Below are 16,396 nucleotides of genomic sequence, written 5' to 3'. Positions count from 1 at the left end.
GGGATTTGCACCCATCCTAAAGTCAACCTACGACAATTTCGTCGAGGTCCGGCGCCGGCGCGGAGTCGTTGTACAGCGTCAGCTCCACGGTCCCGGCCGGCAGCTCGGCGGTGAACCGGAACGACTGCGGCACCGTCCAGTCCGGCCCGCTCGCCGGGAACGTCCGCGCCGCGCCCCCGTTCACCCGCACCTTGAGCGACCGGTCGCCGTCCGACTCGTAGTACACGGTCACCGTGCGTGCACCGGCGCTCGGCAGCGTGAAGCGGACCACGAGGGTGCAGTCCGCGCACATGTACCGCACCCGCTTCCCGCCCCGGCACGTCGAGCACGACACCGCGGAGGCCCCGCCGGTGAGCTTGTTGTCCGGGTCCTCGGCCTGGATGGCCACAGGCGCAAAGCTGGGACTCGCGCCCGGCTGAAATGCACTAGCCGGAGGGTTGAAGGAGGGCGAGAGCGACGGCGCGACGGGCTCGTGGTCGGGAAGGATCAGGGGCGGCACGATGATCGCGGCGCCGGCGATGCCGACGGCCACCACCGTCACGCCGATCCACTGCCGCACACGCGCTCCTCGCTCGCCGATCCGGCGTCAGACAATACGCCACGACGGCGCCGCCGCCCCAGCATCGGGACGGCGGCGCCGCTTCTTACCAGAGGGGGGTTACGGGAGAACGTAGTTGTTGTTCAGCACGTACGGCGCGGGCTGCTGGTCGTCCCGCCCGTCGTGACCCTGGGCGTCGCACTGCCGGGCCGCCACGATGCACCCGTCGATCATCGCCTTGAGGGTCCGGTCGTCCCACGCGTTGACGAAGTCGTAGTGGAACGTCGGGCCGGCGCCGCTGGCGAAGTGCACCTTCGACATGTCACCGTTGACCGGCCACGCCATCTTGAACTCGAGCTTCGGCACCGCCACCGGGTGGTCGTCGGGGCAGACCACGCCGGCCGCCGTGTGGGTGTCGATCGGGTACGCCATGTGCGACTGGTGGTCCGGCGAGTCCAGGTGCAGGCCGTCCCAGCAGCTCGGCGCCTGGTACCGGATGTTGAGCTTCACGCTGCGCTCGGTCGGGCAGCTCAGCGGGATGTTCTTGTTCTCGTAGCTGTCGCCGCACTCGAAGCCCTTCTCGGTCGCGGCGAGGAACTTGTCGGCGTCGGTGTTCTTGGCGTTGCCGACCACGAAGCGCAGGCCCTTGGGGAACGGCCGGACCGAGCGGTAGTCGTACACGCCGGTCTTGTAGTAGATGGTCTGCAGGCCCTCGGGGTTGACCGCGACGTCGCCGTTGTACAGCGTCGGCATCCAGTACGCGGACAGGTCGCCCTTGGCCTTGCAGGTCGTCTGGCCCTTGGTGAGCGAGTCGACCGTCGAGGCCGCGTTCGTGGTCGTGTTGCCCATGAACGTGTGCATGTGCGAAGCGCCGGCGAGGCCCGGGAAGACGATCGGGTCGTCCTGCAGGTTGCTGCGGCTGACCGAGCAGTTCGCCTGGAACTCGTGGAAACCGCCCTTGTTCGGGGGTACCTCGTGCGAAGGCTTGACGTTCGTCACCGGGTTCGGCGCGTCGATCCAGCCGGCTGCCCCCGAGGTGGCGGTGCCGGTCGCGGTGGGCGTCGCGCCGCCGGTGGTGGGCACGGGCCCGGCGCTGGAGGGGCCGGAGGTCACCGGGCCGACCGTCGCGGTGGCCGGGGTGCCCACGGCGCCGAAGACCTGGAACTCCCAGAGGGAGAAGCCGTAGCCGCTGGAGCGCGCGGTGCCGTAGAGGCGCACGTACCGGGCCATGCCGGAGACGTTCAGGGTCTCCTTGCCGCCTTTGGACGCTTCAGTGGAGTACACCGTGGACCACTGGGCGGCATCGGAGGAGATCTGGATCTGGTAGGCCTTGCCGTAGGCCCGCTCCCAGTTCAGCACCACCTTGCCGATGGAGGTGTTGGCGCCGAGGTCGACCTGCAGCCACTGCGGGTCGCTGAACGCGCTGGACCAGCGGGTGCCGGTGTCGCCGTCGACGGCGGCCGAGGCGGGGTAGGCCCGCCCCTCGCTGGACGAGGCGGTGGCCGGCTTGCCCTGGGACACGGGCGTGGCGTCGGCGCTGGCGGCGCGCAGCGGGCCGGTGGCGAACCAGCCGAGCAGCCCGAGCAGCGCGACCGCGACGCCGGCCAGCACCAGCAGCCGTGACCGCGGCTGGCGTCGGAGGGACAGGGTCATCGAATTCTCTCCCGTTTGGGGTTTGGATCACCGTTTTCGCCCCGAACGCTAGTGATCGCGGGAGCGCCGATCCTGGGCCCAAAGACCCAGGACGGGTCCCAATCCATGGGCATTCATGCGGTGATTCCCCCCACCACATCGCGGTCCTCCGAAGCGGCGTTCCTTGGCTACGCTCGGTGGATGGGCAGTGAGCGGGAGGACGGGTACGTGCCGCGGTCCCGGGTCGGGACCGTGTTCGTCGCGCTGCTGGCGGGCGACGAGGACGCGGCGGCGCGGGCGGCCGAGCAGCCGCCGGACGAGCACGACACACCGGTGCTGGCGGCCGCGATCCGCCTCGCCGTGCGCAGCCTCTTCGACGAGGACACCCCGCCGGAGGCGATCGCCGAGTTCGTGGCCACCATGGCCCAGGACGTGGAGATCGACCCGGCCGTCGCCGAGGCGCTGCTGCGCACCCAGCTCGGCGAGGAGGGGCTGCTGGACGACTACGGCCCGCAGGACGTCTCCGACGCGACCTGGACGATGCTCGGGTACCTCTGCGAGCGGCGCCTGGGACCCGAGGACTCCCTCGAACTGGTCGAGCTGGCGGAGCGGGAGACCCTGCCCCAGACCTGAGCGTGACCACCAGCGCTGCGGCGTTGCGCGAGGCGAGTTACGCTGCCCTCCTCATGAACAATGACCAGCGTTCCGGTTCGGGGCTGCACATCACGACCGGTGCCGGCCCGGAGGGCGTGGTGCTGGGGGTCTCGGGCGCCCTGGACTACACGTCGGCCGAGCGCTTCGGCGCCGCCGTCGGCAAGGCGTACGCCGAGGGCGCGGCGGTGGTCACGGCCGACCTCGGCGCGCTGGGCTACTGCGACTCGTCGGGCGTGGCGTCGCTGGTCCGCGCGCACAAGCTCGCCGTGCGGGAGGGGCGCCGGTTCGTGGTGCGCGCCCCGGACACCACCCTGGCCCGGGTCTTCGCCCTGACCGGCCTGGACGCGGTGCTGGAGATCGAGAGCTGAGCGCTCAGCTGGGCAGGCGCGCGGTGTCGAGCCAGAACTGGTTGATCTGGCGGACCACGTCGACGAACTCGTCGTAGCCGGACGGCTTCGTGATGTACGCGTTGGTGTGCGCCCCGTAGCAGGCCACCACGTCCTCGACCGCGCTCGACGTGGTCAGCACGACGACCGGGATGCTCGCCACCGCCGCGTCGGACTTGACCTGGCGCAGCACCTGCCGCCCGTCCACCCGCGGCAGGTTCAGGTCGAGCAGGATGAAGTCGGGCCGCGGGGCCTCGGCGTGCTGCCCGCGCCGGTACAGGAAGTCCAGCGCCTCCTGCCCGTCCCGCGCCACGTGCAGCTCGCTGGTCTGCGCGTCGTCCTCGAAGGCCTCGCGGGCCATCAGCTCGTCGCCCGGATCGTCCTCGACGAGCAGGATGGTGGCGGCGCGGTCGGCGGTCGGCATGTGGCGGTTCCTTTCACCGATCGTCGGCAGGGTGCGCCGAACTGTACGGCATGCCTCCCCAAGCCGCACTCCGAGCGCGCCCGTCGGATGCGAGCAGCCGCGCGAGCGTCCCGGCGCTGGGCAGCACGGCCCCGACGATCGCGTCGAACCCGCCCAGCGGCCGCCGGATCGAGCGCAGATCGCTGAGCCGGACGTGCACCCGCCCGGCCACGCCCGCCGCGACCACCTTGCGCACCGCCGCCGCGCGCAGCACGGCCGACGACGTGACACTGTGGACGATCGCCCCGCGCCGCGCGGCCCGGATCGCCAGCTCCCCGCCGTCGCTGCCCAGCTCGAGCAGGCGCGTCCCCGGCCCCACCCCCACGGCGTCGAGCAGCCGATCGATCCGGCGCCGCCGCGCCGCGCTGAAGTCCAACACGCCGGTGATTCGGCGCCGGCCCGGCTTCGGATGGGAGTGTCACCCGCTTCCCAGCGGACCGCCGGGTCCGTGGTGTCGAATGATCGGCATGAGCCCGTCGCCCCGCCTGGCCGTCCGCGGCCCCACCGCCCCGAGCGTGCTGGTCCTGCTGCTGCCCGGCGGCCGCACCCGCAGCACGGCCCCGGGCGGCCGCGGCCTGGCCGACCTGCGCATGCTGCCCTTCGCCGGGGCCGCCGCGGGACCGGGCGTCGGGGTCTGGCGGCTGCGCTACCGTTACCAGGGCTGGAACGAGCCGGCCCGCCATCCGGTCGCGGACGCGCGCTGGGCCCTGACCGAGGCCGCACGCCGCCATCCGGGCGTGCCGGTCCTGCTCATCGGCCATTCGATGGGCGGGCGGGTGGCCCTGCACGTGGCCACGGAGCCGGGCGTCGCCGGGGTCTGCGGGCTCGCACCGTGGATCGAGCCTGAGGATTTCCAACTGCCAACCGATTCGCTTGTACCGCTTGTGCTCGCCCACGGATCCCGCGACCGCACCACGGACCCGGTGGCCACGGCCCGGTTCGCCGCCGACCACGGCGCCCGGTTCGTTCTGGTGCCCGGCGAGAACCACACGCTCCTGCGGCACTACCGCACGTGGAACCGCCTGGTCACCGACTTCGTCACCACCCACCGCACCACCGACTCCCGATGAGACCGAACGTTCTCCCAGCCACAGGCGCACCCGCACGACGCACGGCCCGCACGACGCGCGGCGCCCGAACGGCCCGCACGACGCACGGCGCCCGAACGACCCGCACGACGCACGACGCACGGCGCCCGAACGGCGCTCGCACGGCGCGGGCGGACGGCGGACGTTCTCTGAACATGCGTGCGGCGGACAGAACGTTCTGCCATTCAATTTCCGCTGGAGGCGGGCTTCGGTTCTCAGTAGCCGCGGTCGCGGTCGTAGACGTTGCGCAGCGGTTCGCCGGCCAGGTAGCGGCGCAGGTTGTCGCAGAACAGGTCGGTGATCGCCGCGTTCTCGGTCGCCACCGTCGACGCGGAGTGCGGCGAGACCAGCACCGAGTCGAGGTCCCACAGCGGCGACCCGGCCGGCAGCGGCTCGGTCGCGAACACGTCCAGCCCCGCACCCGCCAGCCGGCCCTCGACCAGCGCCGCGACCAGGGCGGCTTCATCCACGACCGGGCCGCGGGCGATGTTGACCAGGATCGCGCCCGCCGGCAGCAGCTCCAGCCGCCCGGCGCTGATCAGGCCCTCCGTCTGCGGGGTGAGCGGGCAGCACAGCACGAGCACGTCGGTGCCGGGCAGCACGTCGTCCAGCTCGGCGATCCGGTCGCGGCCCAGGCCGAGCACCTTGCAGCCCAGCGCCGCGAACGCGCTCGCCACCTGCCGGCCCATGCCGCCGAGGCCGATGACGGTGACCGTACGCCCGGCCAGCTGGGCGGTCGTGTACCGCTCCCACTCGTGCCCGGCCTGCCGTCGGCGCAGCTGCGGGATGCCCTTGACGAAGTAGAGCGCGGCGGCGACGGCGAACTCCGCGAGCGGTACCGCGTGGATGCCCGCCGCCGTCGTGAAGACCATCCCGCTGCGATCCAGCCCGGTGCGCTGGACGAACCCGCCGATGCCGGCACTGGTGGCCTGCACCCAGCGCAGGTTCGGCGCGCGGACCGGCAGTTCGGCCGGCGCCTGCCAGTCGAAGTCCCAGGCCACGTCGGCCCGTCCGAGCATCGTGACCCACCGTTGCTGATCGGCGACGCTCAGTTCCCTGGCCGCGCCGATGTGGTCGCACTTGTACCGCGGAATCGGCAGCAACTGCGGCTCGTACAGCACTTCGACGCCCGGTGCGACCGAGGCGATCCGGTCCACGTGCTCCGGCTCCAGGTAGGTCGCGATGAGGACGGCCGTGCGGGGCATGCCTGCACCCTAGTACCGGCGAGGCTTTTGCGGGTTATTGCGAGAAAAGCGGGGGTTCGCTACTGGGAGCGGACAAGTTGGCGATTGGTCCTTGGCGTGTCGGCCATTCATCGACCAAGATGAACGCATTGTCGCGATCGGGGGTTCTGATGACTGCCGTGCGTGAGCACGAGAGCGAGTTGCCGCCGCTGCCGCTGGCCGGCGAACAGGGTTGCCCGTTCGGGCCGCCGCCGGAGTACGCCGAGCTGCGCGCCGAGCGCCCGGTGCTCCGGGTGGCCTGCCCGACCGGCCTGAACGCGTGGCTGGTGACCCGGTACGAGGACGTGCGGGAGGTGCTCAGCGACCCGCGGCGCTTCAGCAACCGGCCCGGCACCGCCGCCCACATCCTGATGGGGTACGTCAGCGACCCACCCGGCGAGGGCGACTTCTCACGCATGGACGGCGCCGAGCACCTGCGCTTCCGCCGCCACATGGCGCCCGAGGTCTCCAACATGAAGCGGATCAACCAGCTGCGCCCGCTCGTACAGCATATCGTCGACCGCCGCCTCGACGCCCTGACCGACGCCGCCCCGCCGATCGACCTCTACGCCTCGTTCGCCCGTCCGGTCACCACCGGCGTCATCGCCGAGCTGCTCGGCGTACCGGAGCCGGATCAACCGCTCTTCCAGCGCGCCGCCGAGGCGCTGTTCGCGGGCACCTCCAGCGGCGAGGACGTGGCCGCGGCGATCGGGCCCCTGTTCCAGTACCTCTACGGCCTGGTCATGACCCGCCGCGCCGCACCGGGCGACGACATCCTGAGCCGGCTCATCGCCCGCAGCGACCAGACCGACCGCCCCTTCACCGACAACGAGCTCATCGCCATGGCCGCGGGCCTGCTCATCGCGGGGTACGACACCACGGCCAGCATGATCGCGCACGGCGTCCTCGCGCTGCTGGAACACCCGGCCGAGCTGGCCCGCCTGCGCGACGACCCGTCCCTGGCCGCGAACGGCGCCGAGGAGCTCGTACGCTACCTGGGCGTCGGCGGCGGCCTCATGCGCGAGGTCCTCGAAGACACCACGATCGCCGGCCAACCCCTGTCCGCGGGCGACTTCGTGGTGGTCGCCATCCAGTCCGCGAACCGCGACCCGGCCCTCTACGCCGACGCCGACCGCCTGGACATCGGCCGCAACCCCGGCCCGCACGTCGGCTTCGGCCACGGCCCGCACCAGTGCGTGGGACAGCAGCTCGCGCGGCTGGAACTGACCACCGTCCTGGCCACGCTGCCGGGCCGCATCCCGTCGCTGCGCCTGGCGGTACCGTTCGAGGACATCCGCTTCAAGACCGAGACCGCCGTGCTGGGCCCGCAGACGGTCCCGGTCACCTGGGACGCGGTGCTACCGGCGCCACCACCACCGGTCGAAGGCGGAGCCTGATGCGGGTGGTGGTCCACAAGGACAAGTGCATCGGCTCGGGCGTCTGCGCGCTGGTCGCCCCGGACGTCTTCGACCAGCGCGACGACGACGGCGTGGTGATCCTCCTGGAGGAGCACCCGCCGCCGAACCACCAGGAATCCGCGTACGAGGCGGCGACGCGTTGTCCGGCCTCGGTCATCGAGATCCACACCAACCGCGGCATGAGCTAACCGCGGGTCACGGCAGGAGCTTGCCGTCCCTCGCGGCGTTGGCAAGCCGCGGGTCACGGCGCACGCCAGCCGCCCCTCGCGGCTCTCTGGGCGTGAGCCAGCCGCGGGTCACGGCGTGATCCAGCCGCCGGTTGCGGCGGCTTCGCGGTCAGTCCAGGGCGGCCTGGAGGGCACCGAGCAGTTCGCCGTCCGGGGTGTCGCCGCCCAGTTCCCAGCAGAACACGCCGGCGAGCCCCTGATCGCGCGCGTAGGCCGCCTTGGACGCGAGCGTCTGCGGGGTGTCGTAGGACCACCACTGGTCGCCACAGCGCGCGTACGCCTGCCCGCCGACGGTGCCGCTCGCCGGGCACGCCGTGCGCAGCACCCGGTAGTCCTCGGCCCCCGGACCGCGGCTGCCGGGCGCCGGTCCGGTCGCGGTGCCGCCGGGCCCGTCCTGGGTGACGCCGCTCCACCCACGGCCGTAGAACCCGACCCCGAGCAGCAGCTTCCCGGCCGGCACGCCGTCCTGACGCAGCCGGGCGATGGCGGCGTCGGCGTCCGTGCCGGGCCGGGTCTGGCCGGAATACGACCGCAGCGCCGAGTGCGGCGCGGTCGGCCCGGCCGGGTCCCCGGTGCCGGCGTAGTCGTAGGTCATGGCCATCATCCAGTCCAGGCCCGCCGCCGCGGCGGCGTAGTCGGCCTTCCCGAGCCGCCCGCCACTCGTGGCGTCGGCGGTCACCGCCGCCGTGACGAGCCGGTCCGGACCCAGCGCCTGCCGCACCGCCGCGACGATCCGGGTCAGCGCGTCCGGCCCGCTGGTGTCGCACCCGGCGCCGCACGCGTTTGGGTACTCCCAGTCCAGGTCGATCCCGTCGAACACCCCGGCCCACCGCGGGTCGTCGAGCACCGCCTTGCACGAGGCCGCGAACGCTCCGGGGTCGCGCGCGGCGTCGGTGAACCCGGCCGAGCCGTTCCAGCCGCCGAACGACCACAGCACCTTCAGCGCCGGGTTGCGCTCCTTGAGCCGGCGCAGCTGGCCGAACTCCCCACCGTCTGCGGCCGCCCCGTCCACGCTGTCCCCCGCGGCGACGGCGTGCTCGTAGTCGGTCGCGGGCGACGCGGCGGCGCAGCGCCCTCCGGTCACGGCCCCGAACGCGTACACGAGGTGGGTGAGCCGCCTGGCCGCCCCGCTCCGCTCGACGTCGAGCACCCGGTAGGGCGCCGCTCCCCCGCGCGGCAGGTAGTACCCGACGAGCAACCCACCCGGCGCCGGCTTCCCGGGCTCGGCACCCGACCCACACCCGGCGAGCAGGAGCAGCACGACAACCAGCACTACCGCACGCGGCCGAGAGGATGGCATACCCGTCCAACGCGCCACTTCGCTCCGGGTCACGCCCAACCTCGTCGCCGTCAGCCGTAATCCGCAGCGCGACGCCGAACGCTCCCCATCAACGCGATGTCGTTCCTGGTCCCATCTGCCTCCCTTCCCGGCTGAAACCGATCCTTCCAGAGCGCCGGTGTCATCCAGGTGTCAACCGCGACCGGCCAGCAACCAACCAGAACGCCGCCGCAGCCACCCAGGCGCCACCCAGGCGCCAAGCACGACGGCACGACGGCACGGCGGTGCGACCGTGCGACCGTGCGACCGTGCGACCGTGCGACCGTGCGACCGTGCGACCGTGCGACCGTGCGACCGTGCGACCGTGCGACCGTGCGACCGTGCGACCGTGCGACCGTGCGACCGTGCGACCGTGTAACCGGAACGCCGCTGCCGTCCCTGCGTCAAGCGCGACGGGCAGCGACCAACCGGAACGCCGCAATCGCCCAGGCATCGAGCGCGACAGTGCGACGACCGACCGGAACTCCAGCGCCGCCCGGGTGCCGAGCGCGACCGGCAGCAACCAACCAGAACGACGGAGGAGTCGCTGACGTCGGCCGGCCCGGAACCGACTATGCGACGGGGGTGGAACGCTGCGCACGCCTGGCCGGCGAAGGAGGCGGGGCGGCGATCGACCTGAGCAAACGGCGTTGAGCCGCAGGTCACGTGCGGGGCGTGGGTGGTGGCCGGGCGAACGGCTCAGGTGCTCCGGCGCGCGGCCGATGGCCCGGCTGAAGCGGTCTCCGGCCGCACGGGAGGCGTCATGGCACCACGGTTGTCGCACGGCGCGCTCGCGCGTGACCCGGTCCTGCTCGCCATGGCGGTCGTTGCCGTGGCGGTGCCGGTGTGGTTCCTGGCCGGGCCCGGCGGGGCTGCGCTCTCGTGGGGCATCCAGGCGACGCTCGACGTCGGCATCATGTTGGTCGCGCGGCGGCTTGTGGCGCTCAACCGGTACGACAAAATGACGAGGCGTTTCTGGCGCGGGCTGGGTGTCGCCGGGTTGCTGTGCGCGGTCGGGGACGGCACGCAGACCGTGCTCGTCGCCGTGCGCGGGCCGGGGACGCCGATCAGTCTCGTGCAGTCGTGCGCCGTGGTGTGCGCGATGACGCTCATGATGGTGCTCATGCTCCGCCACCCGATCGGCGATGAGGGGCGGCTGCGGCTGCGGTTGTGGCTCGACGCGGCCACGGTGCTCGCGGGTGTGGCGGTGCTGCTGTGGTACTTCTCGATCGCCGGGCAACTCGACAACGCGCGCATCGCCGATCGGCTCGCCGCTGCGGCCGGGTCGGTGGTCATGCTCGTCATCGTGCTCGGGGCGCTCAAACTCATCCTGAGCGGTACGGCGCCGTTCACGCGGCTCGCCGGGGTGGCCGGATGCATCGGGGTGAGCGGCACGGCCCTGGGGTCGGCGGCCAGCATCGTCATCGTCGGCGGGCCCGATCCGCGCGTGGACGCGGTCACCTCCCTGCTGTCGTGCCTGCTCACCGTGGCCAGCCTGCGCATCCAGGAGGTGCAGCTGCGCCGCCCGCGGGAGGACGAGCGGCGGGGGCGGCGGCGGTTCAGCCTCATGCCGTACGTGGCGGTCGGGGTGACGGAGCTGCTGCTCGTGTACGCGCTGCACATGGCGGGCGCGGACGCACGGCTGTGGGGCGTGGCCGGCGGGGTGCTCGTCATCACCGGGCTGGTCGTGACCCGGCAGGTGATCGCCTTCCACGACAACGACCGGCTGCTCACCGACCTCGACCGCAGCGTGCTCGAACTGCGCGAGCTGCACGACGAACTGCGCCATCAGGCGACGCACGACTCGCTCACCGGGCTGGCCAACCGCGCCCTGCTGGCCGAGCACATGAGCACCCTGCCGCCTGCCGGCCGGCTCAGCATCCTCGTCCTCGACCTGGACGGGTTCAAGCAGGTCAACGACCGCCACGGCCACCACGCCGGCGACGAGCTGCTCGTGGTCGCCGCCCGCCGGCTCGCCGCGTGCGTGCGCGCCGAGGACCTCGCGGTGCGGCTCGGCGGCGACGAGTTCGCGGTGGTACTCCCGCACACCGACGCGGCCCGGGCCGGGCACCTGGCCGACGAGGTGACCGCCGCGCTGAGCCGGCCCTACGCGGTCGCCGGCACTGTGGCCCGCGTCGGCGCCAGCGTCGGTGTCGCCACCGGCACGCCGGCCGACCTCGACGCGCTGCTGCGCGATGCGGACACGGAGATGTACCGCATCAAGACCGCCCGCAAGACCGCCGCCGTCGCCACCGCGTGACGGGAACGCGTGACGCCACTGTATGCCGGGAACGCGTGACGGCGCTGTGCGAGGGGAACGCGCGACGAGAACGCGTGATGGCAGCGTGTGGCGGGACCGCGGGACGGGAACGCGTAACGCCGCTGTGTGACGAGACCGCGGCGACGTCGTGTGGCGGCGTTGTGCGGCGGCGTGTGCGCGGGGCAACGTCACGGGGCAACGTCACGGGGCAACGTCACGGGGCAACGTCACGGGGCAACGTCACGGGGCAACGTCACGGGGCAACGTCACGGGGCAACGTCACGGGGCAACGTCACGGGGCAACGTCACGGGGCAACGTCACGGGGCAACGTCACGGGGCAACGTCACGGGGCAACGTCACGGGGCAACGTCACGGGGCAACGTCACGGGGCAACGTCACGGGGCAACGTCACGGGGCAACGTCACGGGGCAACGTCACGGGGCAACGTCACGGGGCAACGTCACGGGGCAACGTCACGGGGCAACGTCACGGGGCAACGTCACGGGGCAACGTCACGGGGCAACGTCACGGGGCAACGTCACGGGGCAACGTCACGGGGCAACGTCACGGGGCAACGTCACGGGGCAACGTCACGGGGCAACGTCACGGGGCAACGTCACGGGGCAACGTCACGGGGCAACGTCACGGGGCAACGTCACGGGGCAACGTCACGGGGCAACGTCACGGGGCAACGTCACGGGGCAACGTCACGGGGCAACGTCACGGGGCAACGTCACGGGGCAACGTCGCGGGGCAGCGTTGCGGGGCAGCGTTGCGAGACCCGGGCGCTGTGTGACGAGACTGTGAATCCCACGTAACGAGAGAGCGCTCTCAGTAATTTTCGCAGTCTCACCAGGGGAAACATCGATATCCGTCGGTGATGGTCTGGACACTCGTGGTGATCTATGGAAAGGATGGTGATCGATGGCAATGCCAACGGGGAAGGAGGACAGAAAATGGCAGAGCTGTTCGCGTTCAACGTCGCCGTCCTGGAGCCCGAGCCGGCCGCGACGCCGGATCTCGGGTACTACGACCCGCAGCTCCAGCAGTTCGTGTGGGCCGGCGATGACGAGGTCACGCTCGGTGCGGCCCTGTGCAGCCGCGGTCCGGCCGGCTACAACCGGTGCAGTTCCACGGGCACGGCCTGCAACATGAGCGGCTCCGGGTGTCAGAGCCCGGGCTTTCCCAACTGTTACATCCGCTGCGACTACGGGTGATCCGACACCTGAGCCGTCGCACGTGACGTAGCGATCGATGGGAGTGTCATGGGGGAGAGCCGGATCCTGGTCGTCACCGACTATATCGACGCACACGCGGACCGCCTGATCGCGCTGCTGCGCGAGCGCGGTGCCGAACCGGTCCGGCTCAACTCCAGCGACCAGACCGCGACGCTGACCGGCCGCCCGCCGTACGGCGTCGCGCTGCACCTGCCCGAGGCCGGCCGTACCGCCGAGCTGGCCGGCCTCACCTCGATCTGGTGGCGCAAGCCCGGCCCGTTCGGGCTGCGCGCCGGCCTCGACGACCGGCAGCGCGCGTTCGCGATCGAGGAGACCCACCACGCGGTACTCGGCCTGCTCGGCAGCCTGGGCGCCCGCTGGGTGAGCCATCCCGACGCGATCCGCCGGGCCGGGTACAAGGCCGAGCAGCTGCACCGGGCGGCCGCCCTCGGCTTCGAGGTGCCGCGGACCCTGGTCACCAACGAGCCCGAGGCCGCCCGGGCGTTCCTCGACGCGTGCGGCGGGCGGGTCGTCTACAAGGTGCTCTCCGACCCGTACCTGGCCGCCCGCACCCAGACCGGGCATGAGCCGCCCGACAACCTGTTCGTGGCGACGACCCCGGTGACCGCGGCGACCCTGGGCGACGGCGAATCCGTACGCGCGGTGCCGTGCCAGTTCCAGGAGGAGCTGACGATCGCGAGCGAGCTGCGGGTGACCATCATCGGCGACGAGGTCTTCGCGGCCGAGGTGGTGGCCGGCACCATGGACTGGCGGCTGCCCGGCGCCGACGCGACCTGGCGCCCCGCGGTGCTGCCCGATGCCGTGGCGGGGCGGTGTGTCGCGCTGACCCGGGGGTACGACCTGGAATTCGGCGCCGTCGACCTCGTGCGGACCGCGGACGGGCGCCTGGTCTTCCTGGAGATCAACCCGAATGGGCAGTTCCTGTTCGTCGAGGACCGCGTGCCGCAACTGCGCCTCGGCGACGCGATGGCCGCCCATCTGATGCGCAGCAATGCCGCGCGAGTCCACGGCGGCACGGCGCAACCACCGCAAGCGCCCGGCGGCGCGGCGCAAACACCGCAAGCACCCGGCGGCATTGCGCAAACACCGCGAGACCACGACCGCGCGGCAGACGAGCCGCGGGACCACGACGGCGCGGTGCGGGCACCGCGAGTGCGGGGCGGTGTGGCGTGAGTCAGTTGAAGCCACTGCCGGAGCTGGGCAAGGTTCGCGACAGCCACGCCGTGCTGTTCCGCGGTCCGATCGACCACGACGCCGCGGCCAACTGCTACGAGCACCTGCGCGCGGCCCGACCAACCCCGCGGCTCGACCTGGTGCTGGCGACCACCGGCGGCCCGGCGACGGCGGCCAGGCGGCTGGCGTTGCTGCTGCACGAGTACACGGGAAAACTCACCATCCTCGTCCCGCATCGGGCCCGCTCGTCCGGCACGCTGCTCTGCCTGGCCGCGCACGAGCTGGTCCTCGGGCCGCTCGCCGAGCTGGGGCCGCTCGACCCGCAGATCGCCGCGGCCGGGCCGCCGCAGCCCGGGCAGCCCGCCGTGCTGTCGGCGGAGGATCTGCGCGCGTTCCGGGCCATGGCCGAGGACTGGTTCGGCGTCGACCGGCCCGAGGACCGTCTGCAGGTGCTGGCCCTCGTCGCCCAGCGGGTGTTCCCGGGCACGCTCGGCGCCTTCTACCGGGCCGAGCGGCTGGTCCGCGGGATCGCCGCCGAGCTGCTCGCCTTCCAGCTGCCCGACGCCGGCCCGGCCGCCCGGGAGGCGATCGTCGAGCACCTCGTCACCGGCCGGCACGCCCACGACGACGTCGTCACCCGCGGCCAGGCGCGCGCCCTCGGTCTGCGCGTCACATACCCGGACGCCGAGCAGGAAGACCTCCTGTGGGCCGCCCTCGAAGGGAGCACCGAGTGACCGCGCACCCGCTCGGCCAGCGCGTCACGTACCCCGACGCCGAGCAGGAGGACCTCCTGTGGGCCGCCCTCGAAGGGAGCACCGAGTGACCGCGCACCCGCTCGGCCAGCGCGTCACGTACCCCGACGCCGAGCAGGAGGACCTCCTGTGGGCCGCCCTCGAAGGGAGCACCGAGTGATCGCGCACCTGTTCGGCCTGACCGTCATCGCGCTCACATTCGCCGCCTCCGCCGTGAGCAAGCTGCGTGACCGCGGCGGGTTCGTGCAGTCGATCCGCGCCTTCCAGGTCGTGCCCGAGCGGCTGAGCGGCCCGGTGGCCACGCTGCTGACGGGTGTCGAGGTCGCCGTGGTGGCCGTACTGGCGCTCGGCACCGCGGTCCCGGCCGTCGTACCGCCCGCCCTGGTCGCCGCCGCGGCCCTGCTCGTGGCCTACACGGCCGGTCTGGTCTCGGTCCGGGTCCGCGGGCTGCACGTGCCGTGCCACTGCTTCGGCGCCAGCCCGGTGCCGGTCTCCTGGTACGACATCGCGCGCAACGCGCTCCTGCTCGGCATCGCCGGGCTCGCGCTCGCCGCCGGCACCCCGGCCGATCCGCTCGCCGGGGTCGACGCGGTGCTCGTCGCGCTGGCCGGCGCGGCCACCACCCTGGTGGTGACGAACCTCGCGAACGTCGTCCACACCGTTGTCACCGCCGCCGGTACCGACTGAGGAGCCCCCATGGACGCGAACTCCTTCGTCCTCGTCGCGCTGAGCCTGCTCTGCCTGCTGAACCTGGTGCTGGTGCTGCGCATCAGCGCGCGGCTGCGGGCCGCCGACCACGTGCGCTACGAGCGCGAGCACGACGGCGAGCCGCTGCCGCTGGGCTCGGCGGCGCCCCAGTTCAACGCGATGACCCTCGCCGGGCAGGGCATCACCGGGCAGCGGCTGGCCGGCCGGCCGGTGCTGTACCTGCTGCTCTCCCCCAGCTGCGACCACTGCCGCGACGTGCTGCCGCTGCTGGGCGACCTGACCCCGCTCGCCGGGCGGGCCGGGACCCAGGTCGTCGTCGTGGTCGACGTCGGGCCGGTGCGGGCCCGCGACTGGCTGGCCCTGGTCCGCGACGAGGACGGCGTGAACGTCACCGTGCCGGTGCTGGCCGCGCCCGCGACCCGCACCACGATGGTGGTCGACTTCAACCCACCGGGCCTGATGCCGTACTTCTGCCTCGTCGACGCCGCCGGCCGCATCGCCGCCCGCGGCCCGGTCGGCGGCCCCGACTGGCAGGCCCAGCTCGCCTCCTGGCAGGAGCCCGTCGGGGCGCACGATGCCCGCTGAGCTCTACCCCGGCTACGGCCCGGACCTGGCATTCGCCCATGCCGACGGCCACACGGGCTTCGTCGAGCTGGCGATCCCCACGATGCTCGGGTTCCTGCGGGAGGCCGGCATCCGCGACGGGCTGGTCGTCGACCTCGGCTGCGGCAGCGGGGTCCTGGCCCGTGCCCTGCTCGACGCCGGCTACGACGTGCTCGGGGTCGACCTGTCCCCCGCGATGGTGGAGCTGGCCCGCCACAACGCCCCCCGAGCGCGAATCGTGCAAGCGTCCTTTGTGGACGTTGAAGTGCCGGACTGCGCGGCGGTACTATCGGTAGGCCAATGCCTCGGCTACCAATTCGATCCGCGGGCCACGCTTCCGGCCCTCTTCCACCGTATCGGCGCCGCCCTGCAACCGGGCGGGCTGCTCGCCTTCGACCTCAACGCGCCCGACCCGGCCGAGCGCGGACACTCCATCCTGCACCGTGACGAACCCGGGTGGTCGCTCATCGCCGAGACCACCGTGGACACCGAGACCCTGACCCGGCGCATCACCCTGTTCCGGCGCGAAGGAGACGCCTACCGACGCAGCGACGAGCAGCACGTGGTCCGGCTTCACGAGGCCACATCCGTCCTCAGTGGACTGAAGGCGGCCGGATTCGACGCCCGCACGTTCCACGCCTACGGCGACTCGCCCTTCCCGGCCGGGCTGGTCGGCTACCACGCACGCAAGCCGTCATGAACAGACCAGCCGTC

18 protein-coding genes are annotated in these 16,396 nt (G+C 72.5%); 12 read left to right on the top strand and 6 right to left on the bottom strand.

Features of this window, described 5'->3' with window-relative positions; translation table 11 throughout:
* Positions 1-22: 22 nt before the first annotated feature.
* Together ACQP00_RS16590 and ACQP00_RS16585 are read right to left on the bottom strand one after the other, a co-directional pair.
* A complete protein-coding gene (locus ACQP00_RS16590; protein WP_433219934.1) occupies positions 23-559 on the bottom strand; it encodes a hypothetical protein in 537 nt (178 codons plus the stop codon).
* 99 nt (positions 560-658) lie between these two features.
* The gene (locus tag ACQP00_RS16585; RefSeq protein ID WP_433219932.1) at positions 659-2,191 is read right to left on the bottom strand and encodes a DUF1996 domain-containing protein; all 1,533 of its coding nucleotides are present in this window, start codon (positions 2,189-2,191) and stop codon (positions 659-661) included.
* A 180-nt stretch (positions 2,192-2,371) separates the two neighbouring features.
* Here ACQP00_RS16585 and ACQP00_RS16580 point away from each other — a divergent pair, with 180 nt between their 5' ends.
* Complete coding sequence (locus ACQP00_RS16580; protein WP_433219930.1) at positions 2,372-2,803, top strand: hypothetical protein; 432 nt, start codon at positions 2,372-2,374, stop codon at positions 2,801-2,803.
* A 53-nt stretch (positions 2,804-2,856) separates the two neighbouring features.
* A complete protein-coding gene (locus ACQP00_RS16575; protein WP_433219929.1) occupies positions 2,857-3,192 on the top strand; it encodes an STAS domain-containing protein in 336 nt (111 codons plus the stop codon).
* Positions 3,193-3,196: 4 nt separating this feature from the next.
* Here the strand turns inward: ACQP00_RS16575 and ACQP00_RS16570 are convergent, their stop codons facing one another.
* Positions 3,197-3,634, bottom strand: a complete 438-nt coding sequence (locus ACQP00_RS16570; protein ID WP_433219927.1) for a response regulator — start codon at positions 3,632-3,634, stop codon at positions 3,197-3,199.
* Between the two features lie 13 nt (positions 3,635-3,647).
* Entirely contained in the window at positions 3,648-4,052 is a 405-nt protein-coding gene (locus tag ACQP00_RS16565; RefSeq protein ID WP_433219925.1) for an SAM-dependent methyltransferase, read from the bottom strand.
* An 88-nt stretch (positions 4,053-4,140) separates the two neighbouring features.
* Between ACQP00_RS16565 and ACQP00_RS16560 the strand changes: the two genes are divergently transcribed.
* On the top strand, positions 4,141-4,743 hold the full coding sequence (locus tag ACQP00_RS16560) for an alpha/beta hydrolase (protein WP_433219923.1): 603 nt from the start codon (positions 4,141-4,143) through the stop codon (positions 4,741-4,743).
* A 233-nt stretch (positions 4,744-4,976) separates the two neighbouring features.
* Here the strand turns inward: ACQP00_RS16560 and ACQP00_RS16555 are convergent, their stop codons facing one another.
* Positions 4,977-5,966: a D-2-hydroxyacid dehydrogenase gene (locus ACQP00_RS16555; protein ID WP_433219921.1), complete on the bottom strand. Its 990-nt coding sequence runs from the start codon at positions 5,964-5,966 to the stop codon at positions 4,977-4,979.
* A gap of 158 nt (positions 5,967-6,124) precedes the next feature.
* Here ACQP00_RS16555 and ACQP00_RS16550 point away from each other — a divergent pair, with 158 nt between their 5' ends.
* Both ACQP00_RS16550 and ACQP00_RS16545 read left to right on the top strand, forming a co-directional pair.
* Positions 6,125-7,381: a cytochrome P450 gene (locus tag ACQP00_RS16550; protein ID WP_433219919.1), complete on the top strand. Its 1,257-nt coding sequence runs from the start codon at positions 6,125-6,127 to the stop codon at positions 7,379-7,381.
* Complete coding sequence (locus tag ACQP00_RS16545) at positions 7,381-7,590, top strand: ferredoxin (protein WP_433219918.1); 210 nt, start codon at positions 7,381-7,383, stop codon at positions 7,588-7,590. The genes ACQP00_RS16550 and ACQP00_RS16545 overlap by 1 nt, the downstream gene beginning before the upstream one ends.
* Positions 7,591-7,738: 148 nt before the next feature.
* Here ACQP00_RS16545 and ACQP00_RS16540 read toward each other — a convergent pair whose 3' ends face one another.
* On the bottom strand, positions 7,739-8,902 hold the full coding sequence (locus ACQP00_RS16540) for a glycoside hydrolase family 18 protein (RefSeq protein WP_433219917.1): 1,164 nt from the start codon (positions 8,900-8,902) through the stop codon (positions 7,739-7,741).
* A gap of 808 nt (positions 8,903-9,710) precedes the next feature.
* Here ACQP00_RS16540 and ACQP00_RS16535 point away from each other — a divergent pair.
* The 7 genes from ACQP00_RS16535 to ACQP00_RS16505 all read left to right on the top strand — a co-directional run bounded on the left by ACQP00_RS16535 (position 9,711) and on the right by ACQP00_RS16505 (position 16,382).
* Positions 9,711-11,207 carry a diguanylate cyclase domain-containing protein gene (locus tag ACQP00_RS16535; protein WP_433219915.1) on the top strand — a complete coding sequence of 499 codons (1,497 nt, stop codon included), beginning with the start codon at positions 9,711-9,713 and terminating at the stop codon, positions 11,205-11,207.
* A 957-nt stretch (positions 11,208-12,164) separates the two neighbouring features.
* Positions 12,165-12,425, top strand: a complete 261-nt coding sequence (locus ACQP00_RS16530) for a hypothetical protein (RefSeq protein ID WP_433061440.1) — start codon at positions 12,165-12,167, stop codon at positions 12,423-12,425.
* Positions 12,426-12,473: 48 nt separating this feature from the next.
* Positions 12,474-13,619, top strand: a complete 1,146-nt coding sequence (locus ACQP00_RS16525; protein ID WP_433219913.1) for a hypothetical protein — start codon at positions 12,474-12,476, stop codon at positions 13,617-13,619.
* Entirely contained in the window at positions 13,616-14,353 is a 738-nt protein-coding gene (locus tag ACQP00_RS16520; protein WP_433219911.1) for an SDH family Clp fold serine proteinase, read from the top strand. Before ACQP00_RS16525 ends, ACQP00_RS16520 begins: the two co-directional genes overlap by 4 nt.
* Before the next feature lie 174 nt (positions 14,354-14,527).
* On the top strand, positions 14,528-15,058 hold the full coding sequence (locus ACQP00_RS16515) for a MauE/DoxX family redox-associated membrane protein (RefSeq protein ID WP_433219910.1): 531 nt from the start codon (positions 14,528-14,530) through the stop codon (positions 15,056-15,058).
* A 9-nt stretch (positions 15,059-15,067) separates the two neighbouring features.
* A complete protein-coding gene (locus ACQP00_RS16510) occupies positions 15,068-15,664 on the top strand; it encodes a TlpA family protein disulfide reductase (RefSeq protein WP_433219908.1) in 597 nt (198 codons plus the stop codon).
* Positions 15,654-16,382, top strand: coding sequence for a class I SAM-dependent methyltransferase (locus ACQP00_RS16505; RefSeq protein ID WP_433219906.1), 729 nt, complete (start codon positions 15,654-15,656; stop codon positions 16,380-16,382). Before ACQP00_RS16510 ends, ACQP00_RS16505 begins: the two co-directional genes overlap by 11 nt.
* The last annotated feature ends 14 nt before the right edge of the window (positions 16,383-16,396 follow it).

The sequence above is a fragment of the Dactylosporangium sp. CS-047395 genome (assembly GCF_050942185.1).
Taxonomy (GTDB): Bacteria; Actinomycetota; Actinomycetes; order Mycobacteriales; family Micromonosporaceae; genus Dactylosporangium.
The sequence above is the reverse complement of the archived record's forward strand: the minus strand, read 5'-3'. Positions and strand labels throughout refer to the sequence as shown.

Bases quoted from the DNA above. Each gene is read 5' to 3' on its own strand.
- ACQP00_RS16585 (WP_433219932.1), bottom strand. From the start codon at position 2,191: ATGACCCTGTCCCTCCGACGCCAGCCGCGGTCACGGCTGCTGGTGCTG.
- ACQP00_RS16580 (WP_433219930.1), top strand. From the start codon at position 2,372: ATGGGCAGTGAGCGGGAGGACGGGTACGTGCCGCGGTCCCGGGTCGGG.
- ACQP00_RS16575 (WP_433219929.1), top strand. From the start codon at position 2,857: ATGAACAATGACCAGCGTTCCGGTTCGGGGCTGCACATCACGACCGGT.
- ACQP00_RS16570 (WP_433219927.1), bottom strand. From the start codon at position 3,634: ATGCCGACCGCCGACCGCGCCGCCACCATCCTGCTCGTCGAGGACGAT.
- ACQP00_RS16560 (WP_433219923.1), top strand. From the start codon at position 4,141: ATGAGCCCGTCGCCCCGCCTGGCCGTCCGCGGCCCCACCGCCCCGAGC.
- ACQP00_RS16555 (WP_433219921.1), bottom strand. From the start codon at position 5,966: ATGCCCCGCACGGCCGTCCTCATCGCGACCTACCTGGAGCCGGAGCAC.
- ACQP00_RS16545 (WP_433219918.1), top strand. From the start codon at position 7,381: ATGCGGGTGGTGGTCCACAAGGACAAGTGCATCGGCTCGGGCGTCTGC.
- ACQP00_RS16535 (WP_433219915.1), top strand. From the start codon at position 9,711: ATGGCACCACGGTTGTCGCACGGCGCGCTCGCGCGTGACCCGGTCCTG.
- ACQP00_RS16530 (WP_433061440.1), top strand. From the start codon at position 12,165: ATGGCAGAGCTGTTCGCGTTCAACGTCGCCGTCCTGGAGCCCGAGCCG.
- ACQP00_RS16525 (WP_433219913.1), top strand. From the start codon at position 12,474: ATGGGGGAGAGCCGGATCCTGGTCGTCACCGACTATATCGACGCACAC.
- ACQP00_RS16510 (WP_433219908.1), top strand. From the start codon at position 15,068: ATGGACGCGAACTCCTTCGTCCTCGTCGCGCTGAGCCTGCTCTGCCTG.
- ACQP00_RS16505 (WP_433219906.1), top strand. From the start codon at position 15,654: ATGCCCGCTGAGCTCTACCCCGGCTACGGCCCGGACCTGGCATTCGCC.